Here is a 13,132-nt window from a genome sequence, read left to right on the forward strand (position 1 = left end):
AAGAACCCCTTTGTCTATAGGCATTCTTCAACATTTCTAACCACTCTCTTAATTATGATTTTACGCCCAAATGTCATGGTCAAGCATCCTCTCATCTACATCCATCAATACATTTGAGTGTCGATTCTTTAGCTTTTAAAAGTATGCTGATTCTCTAGTATGGTAGATTCAGCTTATCCTAAACCTTTTTCACTTAGAATATTCTTATGATTACTGTAAAAAAACATGGCAGGAAAACAATAACTTTTTGTATAGGAGTCATACGGAGATAGGAAATGCGAATGTAGATTTGGTTGAATATAACGGTCTATTACAGTGTTCCAAATATAAATATGCCTTATAACGAGGATTTTCCAAAGCAGATATACCTTTTACTGTTAAAATATTCTTCATAAAATCATAAAATCCTTCTAAAAGCTAAAAAGGTATGTTACATGTGGAAACATTCTATCGAGTGAGCGTTATTGATTTTTATAAAAAGGCTCTCTTAAACCTTCGTGATAATTTTCTATTTTAATAATTAGAGCAGCCTACTCTCTTTGTTAAGCCCCAAAGAACTTCATAATATCCACCACCTATGAGAACACTATTATTGAGGTGGTTTATATGATATTAAAAACACTTTTGGCAATAAGCCTATTGTTCACTGTACCTGTTAACGCAAAAGAAGAACATGTTCCTCCATCACCGAAAATAATGAAGCTTTATACAAGTATTCCCGAACAGGATAATTGGGTAACAGTTCCTGCGGGGACAGAAGAAATAACCATTAATGTGGAAGCTTTGAACACAGAAACAGTATTGTTTTGGTTAATCCCAACAGGGACTCAAACGTGGGAGGAAAGAAAACTTATCGGGTACGACATAAAGGATGACAATGACAACCATTTCTCTTTAACATGGAAAATTCCTAAACTATTACACGACCATTTAGAAGTGCAAGCATTAGGAGAGAATAAACTGGCTCGTTCCATCTTAAATATAACGTCATCTCAGTAGCTAAAAGAGTTATTTCGTTAGAAGCAAACTACTTTAGTTCCTTTACTTAAAATACAAATGATGTAAGCAAGAACACTATAAAATTTTATTTTGTACTTTCGTTGCTTCCTTCATTAACATACAGGAACCAAGCAAAGTAGTACCACATCTTTGCATCAATTTGAAGAAGAGCGCAGCCTAATCGGCTCCGCACTTTCGTTAACGAATTTTAAAGGAGGTGCAGAGAGTAGTAAAAAGACTTAATTTTGTTGATATTTCAAGAAAATATTGCCTATACAAACTGTTAATTCGGCTTCGCCAAAAAATCCACATTTAATAAATCGATAAATTCGTTCATAGCTGGGGACATCCACTTTTTCTTGTGAACAACAAGCTGTGCATACACCTCAATATTTGGTTCATCTAAAGGGATTAGTGATAAGGTTCCTTTTTCTAGCTCTTCTTTCACAGTTATTTCCGGCAATAATGAGAGGCCAAGCCTCGATGCAACACATCTTTTAATTGCTTCAATTCCATTAAATTCCAATGATGAATCACAAATGACTCCTTCACGCTTAAATGCCTCCTCAAGCATCAAACGGTACGAACACCCTTTCTCAGTAAAAATCATTGTTTCATCCTTTAAATCTTTTACGGTAACATGATCTAAAAAGGAAAGAGGGTGATCCTTCGCTCCAATTAAGACCATCTCTACCTTTCGCAAATCGTATTTTTTTAAATCTTCGTGGTGGTAGTGACGATCCATTACGATGGCCAGATCATATGTACCATTTAATACTCCTTGATACAATTCACTACATAAATGGGATTGGATTAGAAATTTTATTTGCGGGTGTTTTTCACGGAATGTTTGAAAGTAGTGAACAAGTTCAAACGTAGCTAATGATTCAACTGTACCAATTGATAAAGTACCTTTTAGTTCTTTAGTAGAGGTTAATCTTTCCCGCGCTTCATCCTCTAAATAAATAATCTTCAGTGCATATTGATAAAGCTGCTCTCCAGCATGGGTCAGGTTCATCCCTCTTCCTACCCTTTCAAAGATTTTCACTCCGAAAGAAGTTTCGATTTTTTTCATTTGCGTTGTCACACTTGATTGAGCATACCCTAACTGCTCTGCTGCTTTCGTGTAATTTTTCCATTTAACCACTTCAATAAACGTTCGATAATAATCTAAATCCACTTTGAATCATCACCTTTTTCGATAGTTGTTATCAAAAATTATAGCTAACATTGATTTTTATGTCTATGTTAGTATTTTTACGAGGTGATCAGAATGAATGAAAAAAAATTAACTACTCTTCAGCTAATTGGACTCATTGTTGGTCCAATATTAGGTTCAGGAATCATTTTACTTCCGCCAATTATTTATGATGTAACAGGGGACTATGCCATTATTTCTTGGATGACAATTATGGGCATCAATTTGTATTTCGCCTTCTTATTTGGTCAATTAAGTATTCGGTTTCCGGGGAGTTCCGGCGTAACAAAAGCCGTTGAAATAGCATTTGGAAAACACCTAAAAATATTGGCTTCTCTTTTTTTAATTGGAGCTGTCTGTTTTGGGCCAATCGCTGTCTTAATTACTGCAGCTCAGTTTTTCCCATTGGAGCATCCTTTCGCAACCCATCTTATGACATTCATATTCATGGTACTTACCTACTTAATTCTATTGCTTAGAGTCTCATTCATTGGGAAAATCGCGTTTCTACTTTCTTCAATCTCAGCAATCCTTTTATTTGCAGGTGGAGCGACATCTTTAGTTCTTTATCCTAAGGAAAAACTCTTCTCAACTAGCTTTGAACTTTCTTCCTTTGGATTTAGCTTGTTATTGCTTTTTTGGACGATTGTAGGATGGGAAGTAATTGGTAATTATAGTAGTGAAGTAAAAAATGCTAAAAAAACGATTCCAAAAGCGATTGGATTCAGTGCACTCATTATTACGCTTGTTTGTTTAACAGTGGCCGCCGCAATCCAATGGTCAAACATACCGAACTTATCCGAAGCATCATCTTCTACGGTAGCAAGTATTTTGACACCGATGTTTGGGAGTACAACTGGATTAATTATTGGGATTATTGCTCCTGGATTATGTTTAACTTCCGTCATATTATTTATCGGCGCAGCTGCTCGGTTAATCCAATCTTTAGCTAACGATAATGTTCTCCCGAAAAAATTAAGATATGTAACGAAACACAATGTTCCATTAGGAGGAATTCTTGTACTTAGTGCCTGTCATCTATTCATCTTTTCCTTTGTGGTAATGGACTGGATAAATGTCACACAAATTGTTGCCATTGCCGATGTATTTTTTATCAGCAATGTATTGGTGAGCATGCTAGCATCCATCAAATTATTTCAACAAAAAACTGTAAACATATTGACAGGGTTAATGGTCGTCGTTTTAATGACGTTTCTATTCTTTTCTCCTCCCATACTAATAGCATTTATTGCCTTATTGAGTTTGATCTTTATTTACAAACAAGTCCGACTAAATCTTGTTCATTCAAATTCTCAGGGAGCTAATGTAAAACACTTGTTTAAGTAAAAGGAATGTAGAAGTGAAATAAGCCTTTTAAAAGAAAAAATTAACTAGCTGAAAAGGAACATCGCCTGTTCGGTAACGCACTCATTTTAACTTATTTCTAGAATTAGGTGCAGTCTATAGAAAATGGGAAAGAGAATACCCTATTATGCATTTACAAAAATATCAATTCCATAGATGAATCCAATAAGAAGGACTAGTCCTACTATATTGAAAAATATATCCTTCTTACTAGAGTGAAACAATGAAACAGAAATGAATAACGAAAAAGCCATTAAATATAACACAGGATACCAGTTTGTAAAAATAATAGTAAGGATGGCAATGGTAATGATCATTGTTGAGACCATATTTTCTCCTTTAGAAATGTGTTTTTTAAACATTCTTTACCATTCCTTTCAGATTGTATTATGTTATAAAAAAATATTTATTCTGAATTCTGTTTCTATTATACAACATGGCAGCTTCAGAAGGGAAAAGAGCTGAATCTCTACTTACGAAAGAAAAAGGTGATTATAGTAGGAAAATTCAAAGTGAAATACTATATGAATGGATAAGGTTCGCTGCAGGACCCTATACGTCATGTTGTTCGGACAAAAATAATAAACGTTGGATTCTTCAAATTGGAGAAAGTGTTACAACAGTATATTTACCTAGAGGTGATGTCATCAAAGAATATACGAATGGATTCCAACTATTCTTCTCACGACCATTACTAAAAAATCTACAAAACATAGGTTGATTGTTTATAAAAAGTCTGTAAAAAACCTGTTGAAATCTTATCAGGTTTTTTTCTTATTCTAGAAAAGACCACCCTTTTCCTCTTTATTAATTTACAGAAAATAGTCTATTTTTTACTTGGATTAAAACTCTTCCTTTATTTAGAAGCGATGTACTTTGTTTCTTCATTCATGCTAACATTCTCCTCATGAATTAAACGACGGAATAAATAGTGATACCTCCAAGATAAAAAGATGGCACGAATCACAATATCCAAAGCAATGGCAATCCATATTCCTGCAATCCCCATTTTAAAATAAATTCCTAAACTATAGATTCCAACGATTCTGATTAACCACATCCCAATGGCTGTACTATACATAGGGCTCTTCGTATCCCCTGCTGCCTGCAATGCACCTGTTATAACAAGCCCAATTGCCAAAGCAGGTTGAGCAAAAGCATCAATTCGTAAGGCTACGGTGACCATTTGGATAGCTGATACATCTTTTGTAAAAATCATAGCTAACCAGGGTGCAAAGAAAAACATGAAAACCCCAATGAAGGTCATGAATACTATTGCAATTCCTGTAGTCAAAACCCCATATTGATAAGCCTCTTTCGTTCGTTCTGCACCAATATACTGCCCCACTAAGGTTGTGGCAGCGACTGCCAAGCCATAACCTGGCATATAAGAAAACGTTTCAATATTACCGGCAATTGTATGGGCTGCAAAAGTCTCTGTTCCAACAACGACAATTAGCCCAAAATAAAGAACTTGGCCTAAACGCATAATCAATCGTTCAATGGCAGCAGGTGTAGATAGTTTAATAATAATTGAAAAAAAGGATGGTGTATCCGATGAAGTAAAAAGGGAAAATGATACTTTGGATTTCTTAATGTAATAATATAGTGCAAGCGTTCCTATAACTCTTGCGATAACTGTCGCCCATGCGGCACCTGCAATTCCCCACCCCATCCAACTTCCCAATCCGAAAATTAGCACATAATCGAGGATAATGTGAAGAATATTCATCCATAGAGCCACGTTCATTGGTGTTCTAGTATTACCAGCTGCACGTAAAATACTTCCAAAAATAATCATCAGAGCAATGAAGACAGAGGGAATTCCAACGATTCGAAGGTATACGGCACTTTGCTCTATTACTGAAGGTTCAGCTCCCATAAGAGTAAGTAATGATTCCGAAAAAAATAAAGTAATTAATCCAAAGAAAATTCCAACGATTATGGCAATCACTGTGGATTGCTTTGCAACTGCTTTTGCCTTTTCTATATTTTCAGCTCCGACACTTTGAGCAATTAAGGAGGAAGCACCGACCCCAATAGCCATAAAGAGAGCCATATAAACAGCAATAACAGCATTTGCAATCCCCACTGCCGTTACCTCTAGCAACCCAAGCCTCGCAACAAAAAGGGTATCAACAAATCCAACAATGGTTTGCAAAATATTTTCAATCATGGCTGGAATGGCTAAGAGCAAAATGGCCAACACTTTTTCCTTAGTTGTTCGCTTTTCAACTAGGTTTTCTGATAACATAGAGGATCCCTTCCTAACGGATGAAATTTTCTAATGCCTTTTTTAAATCTTCAAGAACTTTTTCTTCATTTCCTTCATGGTCAGCGTCGACTAAGAATCATTCCATATAATCAGAAAATATACTTTTTCTGTATTATCTAAAGCTTTTCTTACAGCCGTAATCTGGAGTTAAATATCTGGACAATCTCTCCCGTTTTATGCCATTTCTTTTATAGATCGTATATGACCCTCAATCCGTGCTAGTCGATTAATTACTTGTTTTATTTGTCCTTACATGAATTCTAATAAGCTACAATTTATACACAACGAGGATGAGATTGTTATCGTTATGTAATAACGTTGGATGAATACTTAAAAAGTTCATTGTATCAGTGCTTCCACAATATTTTAGTCGTTTATTGATAGGCTGAAATAAGACATTCCACTATTTCGTCATGTCCTTGCTAATACCTGAAATTGTAGAAGAACATTTATATTTTGTCCAAAGGGAAAGTTAGTTAAAGTAATGATTTTACTGCAAAAATATCAAAGGAATGTAAATCTTCACCAGCTCATTTCAGCAACTAATGGTTCAATGAACTTGCCCGATATATCTTGTTTAGATTTTAAAAGCCAATTATAAATTCTAATAGCCGCATCTTCTGGACTCATATCTGCATCATAGGCTCCTGAAGATGTTTGTAGCTTTCCTGGATGAATAGCTGTCACTGAAATAGGAATATCCCTTAACTCTTGATCTAAACAAAGCGTCAACATATTTTGTGCTGCTTTTGCAATCCGATAAGAGTATGAGAATTTACCTTTTTCAAATTGACCACTCGACACCTTTGATAAGGATCCTAATCGTGAAGATAAATTAATAATATGTGGGTTTGTCGCTTTACGTAAGTACGTTATTGTTGCTTGTACAGTCCTAACCACCCCTAAACAATGAATATTATAGAGATCCATCAACTCCTTTGTATCTATTTTCTCTATTTCATATGTTTTTCCTGGGATACCGGCATTATTAATAACGAGGTCAATACAATTAACATAAGCGCTAATTTGAAAATTAATTTCTTCAATGCTTTCGTCTTTACTTAAATCTGCTAATATGGGATGACATCTAACAGTAAATTCTTCAGTAAGGAACACTAGTGATTCTTTGCTTCTGACAACTGGAAAAACTGTATGACCATTTTTATTGAACTCCCTAACTAACTCTAACCCTAAACCTCTATTTCCACCTGTAATCAACACATTCATCCATTCCCCTCCTCAGTCATAACTTAATTATAGAAGAACGATACTACATGACGTTCAGAACATAACAATCCTTCTATTACTTTCTCTTTACCTAAAAAAATCCCTTCATTGACTGATTATAAAATATAGACCTAATTGTAAATTGTTTTTCGTTAAGCTTCCTATGGCAACTACTTATATCGTTCTCGTAAAGAGGTTGCGTCTCACGTGTTCTATGAACAATAGGTAGTACTCAAATCGTTTTCCATCGAGGGTGGATTGAGTAATTGAAACAAAGCCAGATACTCATTGATAAACTACTGAAACGACCTGACATAAAATCAATGAAAAGGAAGTGATGCTACTGAACCTACTCACTCTATTCATTTGAAACTATTTACTGCTCATAGAAATCGTTTAACCTCGTATAAAACCACTTCTTTTTTACTCTGACGATAATTTGTTAGAATACTATTGATTAAGTTGTTCAATGATGTTATATTAATAAAGCGATGAGCTCATTTGAGTAAGTCGATAAACATGTTGAACTATTCAACACGTGTGAATGTGGTCACACGGTTTATCGCCTCAAATACGTACTAAAAGACGTCTGACGGATATTCAGACGTCTTTTTCTATTTTTCAATTAGTTTAGGCTTATACTCAACGACAACCGTTGAGTGTTAGTATATTAGAAAGGTCAAGCTCACCTATTCATGTACACAAGTCATTCTTCATTCCATCCTCGTACTTGTCTTTGACTTCATGTTTCATCAGCTAAATAAGTGAAAGACGTTATCTAATATTTCTTACCTTAAAATAGAATGAATATGGAAGTTAAACCTGCGCATTATTATCCAACGTATTAATGGTTATAACAAATGGTCCCGTATTTACTGACCCAGATCCGTTCGACGTTTTCGTGACTGATATAGGTGTATTAAAGATGATATCACCATTTTGCAAATTCCCTCCAGATATGTTACCAATTACAACCTGTCCGATAAATGATGGCAAACGCGTATCCTCCTCTCCGTCAACATATTTCTACTACTAGTATACTCTTGTACTAATAATCTGTTTGTGCATTCGTCCTTTATTGAGGACAAATTTAAGAAGAGGAATATAACCATTAAAAACGAATAAAAGGAGATGATCCATTCGATAATCTCCTCCCAACATTCATATTAATTCTTATTTCATTAATATTATAAGTTATAGTTTTAGTTTTTTCTTTAAGTAATCAACCACTGGTGTAAATTCACTCACGATTGGCTTTAGTTCTTGAATTGAATCGTAGATTTCAACCAACTGATTCATAATTTGATCAGGGTTATGTCCGTTTACCAATGAATTAATATCTAATGAATTATTTGACTCATTCCCTTCTTGCGTTGGAATGTTTGTATTTCCTTCATTTCTTGGAGGACCAAACATCAACTGTGAAAATCTATCCCTTCCGTCATTAGATTGACCTTGGAATCCATCATTTTTTGAACCATTCAATTTTAAACACCTCCATCATTCATTCGTTGAGTTAGTACTATTATATGAAACATACTGCGTTTCTGCTTAGACAAACACACATAATACTGGACAATACAATGGTTTTCTCACACTACTACAAAAAGCCTTTCAATAATGAGAGACTCAGTTTGTAGACAAGCCCTTAATGTAAGTCGAAAAAATGTGCTTCTCGATAAATTGATTAATTTGAAATCAAAAAAAGCCTCTCAAAAACGAGAGACTTTCCATCTACAAATCCTTTTTTACATAAACACGCTCATCTTTCATCATGTCATCTATTCGAAAGCCAACATGCTCCCAAAACTTATTTACCCGAGACTGATTTTTTTGTTCCTGAACACGTAAGCTCTGTACTCCTTCACTCTTCCAGCGTTGTTCCAATGCAAAAAAGGCTTGCGTTCCAAAACCATACCCTTGGTAGTCTGGATGAATCAGTAATAATTTGACCATTACGCTCTCATTATCTTTTACATATTTGACCAAGCCAATATACGTCTCATCTAATTTAAGGAACAGTGATTTTCCATTTCCTATATTAGATAACGGCTCAGCTAGCTCCCCGCTGGTATTCTCCCAATGTTCATGATTCGATGTGACCATTTCTTTTGCTATATAAAGGGAGTCTTCTGATACTACTTCAAACGATATACTCAACTTCCCACTCCTATCCTGTCTCCGTTAGGCGCTGCTGATAATATAATTTCGCATAGAACCCATTTCTCTCTAATAGTTCCTCATGCTTGCCTTGCTCGATGATTTCTCCATTATTTAAGACGAGAATATTATCAGCGTTTAAAATCGTATTTAATCGATGAGCGATCACAAACGTTGTACGATTGTTCATTAACGTTGATAACGCATCATTAATTTTCAATTCCGTAATCGTATCAATGCTACTCGTTGCTTCATCTAGTAATAAGAGACTTGGTTCCTTTAAAAATGCTCTCGCTATCGCAATTAGCTGACGCTGCCCAAAACTAATAGTCGTTTTCTCTGACAGAATCGTGTGATACCCATCTTGGAAGGCCATGATAAATTCATGCGCATTCGCTCTTTTTGCTGCAATTATGACTTCTTCATCAGTGGCTCCAAGGTTTCCGTATCGAATATTTTCCATAATCGTCGTTTCAAATAAAAAAGAATCTTGAAGGACAAGCCCTAAATGTTCGCGTAAGCTTGCTCGCTTTATTTTCGTTAACGCTATATCATCAACCCAAACCTGCCCATGTTCAGGTTCATAAAATCGAGCCAAAATATTTAATATTGTTGATTTTCCTGCACCTGTCGGACCGACTAACGCAATCGTATCTCCTTCATTCACTTCAAATGAAATATTCTTTAAGGTTGACTGATCGCCTTCATATGAAAAAGTGACATTTTCAAATTTTACATTTCCTTGTAACGTTGCATATTTTTTGGCATGTTCCTCATCTCGATTTTCAATCGGTTCTTCCATAATAGCAAAAACTCTTTCTGCTCCAGCAACAGCTGATAATACCATATTTAATTGATTGGCTAGATCATTTAGTGGACGTGTGAACTGTCTAGCATAAGCTGTGAATGTAACGATGACTCCTATTGTTACATACCCATTAATCGCTAAGATTCCTCCCACTCCTACTATGGCAGCGAAGCTTACATTGTTTAGCATGTTCATCAGCTTTGGAATAAAGCCCGTGTACGTTTGTGCCCAGAAGCCTGCTTGACGGTACTCTTCATTTCTCTCTTGAAAGGTTGCCTTCATCTCTTCTTCTTTACTGTACATCTTGATTAATTGTTGGCCTGACAAGGATTCTTCTACAAAACCATTTAACTCTCCTAAATGTTTTTGCTGTTCTTTAAAATAGCGTCCTGTTCGCTTCGTAATCCATCGCAAGCCAAAAAATAAAAATGGAACAATCATTAACGTTACGAGGGTCATTAACGGACTTAACCATAACATCATTCCAATTGTCCCAACAATCATCAACGAGCTTGTTGCAATTTGTAGGACAGCGGAATTGAGTGTTCTACTAACATTTTCAATATCATTCGTCATTCGACTCATTAACTCACCTTGCTGGCGTTCTTGAAAAAAAGCAAGTGGGAGATTTTGCAAGTGGAAAAACAAATCATTTCTCATTTGAAATACTGTTTTCTGAGATATATCGATCATCCAATTATTTTGTAAAACGAGAGTTATCATCTGCAATACGTAAATGATGACTAAAAGGCCTATAAAGTAGAGCGTCTTTTCCACATCTGCTTTAACAATTAATTCATCAACGGCTACACCTAAAAAATACGGGGCCATAAGTGCTAAAATGGAAGAGAGGATAACCGTGAACAAAGTAATCATAAAACGGACCCTATACACGCGCATATAGCCCCATATTTTCCAAATGGTTGTTCGCCAACCGTTTTGTTGTTCCTTCTTATTTCGATTATTGAACATATCTACTCCTTTCTCCCTGTTGCTGCGAGGCATAAATTGATTGATAGAGTGGATTATTTTCTAATAGATCAAAATGAGTTCCTTTTCCGACAATCTTTCCTTCGTTTAGAAGCAAAATAAGTTCACTTTGCTTAATCGAACTAAGTTTTTGTGCTACCATCACAACTGTACAAGAATACTCCTGAAGTGCTTCTAGTAACCGTTTTTCAGTTTCGGCATCCAATGCACTCGTACTATCATCAAGAAGCAACACACTCGGTTTTCGAATTAATGCTCTTGCAATCGAAAGCCGTTGTTTTTGACCACCTGAAAGATTCATCCCTTTTTGGCCAATGTAGCTGTCGTAACCAGCGGGAAGGGAAAGAATAAAATCATGAATTTGAGCACTTTTGGCTGCCGCAATGACTTCTTCATCCGATGCATCCTTTTTTCCCCATAAAATATTATCGCGAATGGATCCTGAGAAAAGATGTGCTTCTTGTGGTACAATCCCAAACAATCGTCTTAAATCAGCTTCTATGTAGGTTTCAATTGGTTGATTATTCACCAATATTTCACCAGTCGAATGTGGATATAATCGAGGGAGGAGCTCCAGTAAACTTGTCTTTCCAGATCCTGTTTCACCCACGACACCGACAAATTGGTTTTCTGTAAGAGAAAAACTTAAATCTTGAAGAATTGATCGATCGCTCGTCTCGTCGTTGTAACTTACGTTTTGAAATGCTATTGAATGAATAACATCGATGGATTGCTTCGATTTACTTGTTGAAACAGGCTGATCCATAATTTCATTTATCCGTTTACTTGATGCTTGCGCTCGAGAAAAATGCATGATTAAAAAGGAAAATACTGAAAAAGCAAACAAAATTCGCATTCCGTAATTAATAACCGCTACAATGGCTCCTGCATCTGCTCCACCACTAGCCATTTCCGTTGAACCAAGCCAAATTAAGGCAACTAAGATTAAATTCATACCGCCCATAATAGCTGGCATTGAAATCTCCATCACCTTTAACGCTTTCGTATTATGGCCAAGTAATGATGTATTGTCATGATAGAACCGGTCGCTTTCATAAGAACCTCTATTAAAGGCTTTCACTAATTTCATGGCTTTCAAATTTTCTCTGATGCGATTGTTGACAGAATCAATACTTTCTTGAACATATTGAAACAAATTTACGCCCTTTTTTAAAATTAATAGAAAGATACCTAATAAAATTGGAACGGAAATTAATAATAAAACAGCTATAGATGGATAGACGATAAAAGCCATCAATAGACTACCAATGATAAATAAAGGAGCCCTTAGCATAATTCTGAGTCCCATAAACAGGAGCACCTGTATCGATTGAACATCATTTGTAATCCGCGTTAATAACGTGGCAGGCGAGTGTTGTTTAAAAGTCGTTAACGACACTTCTTGTGTTTTTGTAAATAAATCTCTTCGCAATTCATAGCCAACACCTTGGCTTACTTTAGCTGAATAAAACGTATTAATAATCCCTGCAATAAATGCAAGAATGGATAAACCTAATAAAATTCCTCCCCAAAGAGTTACAGCTTCCATATCACCTGCAATAATCCCTCTGTCTATAATGATTCCCATAAGTAATGGCTGTGACAGCTCAACACCTAACTCAAAAAGCATCAAACTTAAGGCAATCGTGACAGATGCTTTATAGGAGGTTAAGTAAGATAATATTTTTCTCATCCTTCTCTCCCCTTCTAGTTGTCTATTTCAAGATTTGTATCACCTGCCTCAATATTCTTTTCGGTTATGTTTTATCATAGATGATTGTCTTTCATAATGGAAGTAATTATTACTAATGAAGTCAATGAGGTATCCTCACCGATAGTATTGCGCTAATTGCTCATTTTGATTTACTCAACGAGCAGTGCGGAAATATTTGACGAAAAAATAAATCTCAAGAAATATATAGGGTGATGAAATCATTCAAAATGGAACAGGATTGACCGGAACACAACATGACATTGATATATAAGTGGAAATATTGATCGAGGGTTTTGTAAACGATGCTCTCTTTTCATTAAAGAATATTGAGGAGATTGTTTTTAAGGTTGTCGATTGAAATTTTACTGAGTGCATATGACGATAATTATCGTGGCT

At 35.5% G+C, this 13,132-nt stretch carries 12 protein-coding genes; 2 read left to right on the top strand and 10 right to left on the bottom strand.

Annotated elements, in window-relative coordinates:
* Nucleotides 1–606: 606 nt before the first annotated feature.
* Nucleotides 607–999 carry a hypothetical protein gene (locus WAK64_RS15350; protein WP_336587876.1) on the top strand — a complete coding sequence of 131 codons (393 nt, stop codon included), beginning with the start codon at nt 607–609 and terminating at the stop codon, nt 997–999.
* 283 nt (nt 1,000–1,282) lie between these two features.
* Here the strand turns inward: WAK64_RS15350 and WAK64_RS15355 are convergent, their stop codons facing one another.
* Nucleotides 1,283–2,179 carry a LysR family transcriptional regulator gene (locus tag WAK64_RS15355; RefSeq protein WP_336587877.1) on the bottom strand — a complete coding sequence of 299 codons (897 nt, stop codon included), beginning with the start codon at nt 2,177–2,179 and terminating at the stop codon, nt 1,283–1,285.
* Between the two features lie 93 nt (nt 2,180–2,272).
* Between WAK64_RS15355 and WAK64_RS15360 the strand changes: the two genes are divergently transcribed.
* On the top strand, nt 2,273–3,544 hold the full coding sequence (locus WAK64_RS15360) for an APC family permease (RefSeq protein ID WP_336587878.1): 1,272 nt from the start codon (nt 2,273–2,275) through the stop codon (nt 3,542–3,544).
* Nucleotides 3,545–3,687: 143 nt separating this feature from the next.
* Here the strand turns inward: WAK64_RS15360 and WAK64_RS15365 are convergent, their stop codons facing one another.
* The 9 genes from WAK64_RS15365 to WAK64_RS15405 all read right to left on the bottom strand — a co-directional run bounded on the left by WAK64_RS15365 (nt 3,688) and on the right by WAK64_RS15405 (nt 12,715).
* On the bottom strand, nt 3,688–3,924 hold the full coding sequence (locus tag WAK64_RS15365) for a hypothetical protein (protein ID WP_336587879.1): 237 nt from the start codon (nt 3,922–3,924) through the stop codon (nt 3,688–3,690).
* Between the two features lie 494 nt (nt 3,925–4,418).
* Nucleotides 4,419–5,816 carry an MATE family efflux transporter gene (locus WAK64_RS15370; protein ID WP_336587880.1) on the bottom strand — a complete coding sequence of 466 codons (1,398 nt, stop codon included), beginning with the start codon at nt 5,814–5,816 and terminating at the stop codon, nt 4,419–4,421.
* 195 nt (nt 5,817–6,011) lie between these two features.
* The gene (locus tag WAK64_RS15375; RefSeq protein ID WP_336587970.1) at nt 6,012–6,080 is read right to left on the bottom strand and encodes a metal-sensing transcriptional repressor; all 69 of its coding nucleotides are present in this window, start codon (nt 6,078–6,080) and stop codon (nt 6,012–6,014) included.
* Nucleotides 6,081–6,359: 279 nt separating this feature from the next.
* Nucleotides 6,360–7,064: an SDR family NAD(P)-dependent oxidoreductase gene (locus WAK64_RS15380; RefSeq protein ID WP_336587881.1), complete on the bottom strand. Its 705-nt coding sequence runs from the start codon at nt 7,062–7,064 to the stop codon at nt 6,360–6,362.
* An 816-nt stretch (nt 7,065–7,880) separates the two neighbouring features.
* Entirely contained in the window at nt 7,881–8,060 is a 180-nt protein-coding gene (locus WAK64_RS15385) for a spore germination protein (protein WP_336587882.1), read from the bottom strand.
* A 198-nt stretch (nt 8,061–8,258) separates the two neighbouring features.
* Nucleotides 8,259–8,549: a hypothetical protein gene (locus WAK64_RS15390; RefSeq protein WP_336587883.1), complete on the bottom strand. Its 291-nt coding sequence runs from the start codon at nt 8,547–8,549 to the stop codon at nt 8,259–8,261.
* Nucleotides 8,550–8,798: 249 nt separating this feature from the next.
* Nucleotides 8,799–9,224: a GNAT family N-acetyltransferase gene (locus WAK64_RS15395; RefSeq protein ID WP_336587884.1), complete on the bottom strand. Its 426-nt coding sequence runs from the start codon at nt 9,222–9,224 to the stop codon at nt 8,799–8,801.
* Between the two features lie 10 nt (nt 9,225–9,234).
* On the bottom strand, nt 9,235–11,004 hold the full coding sequence (locus WAK64_RS15400; protein WP_336587885.1) for an ABC transporter ATP-binding protein: 1,770 nt from the start codon (nt 11,002–11,004) through the stop codon (nt 9,235–9,237).
* Nucleotides 10,994–12,715 carry an ABC transporter ATP-binding protein gene (locus WAK64_RS15405; protein WP_336587886.1) on the bottom strand — a complete coding sequence of 574 codons (1,722 nt, stop codon included), beginning with the start codon at nt 12,713–12,715 and terminating at the stop codon, nt 10,994–10,996. The genes WAK64_RS15400 and WAK64_RS15405 overlap by 11 nt, the downstream gene beginning before the upstream one ends.
* Between the last annotated feature and the right edge of the window lie 417 nt (nt 12,716–13,132).

The sequence above is a fragment of the Bacillus spongiae genome (assembly GCF_037120725.1).
Taxonomy (GTDB): domain Bacteria; phylum Bacillota; class Bacilli; order Bacillales; family Bacillaceae_K; genus Bacillus_CI; species Bacillus_CI spongiae.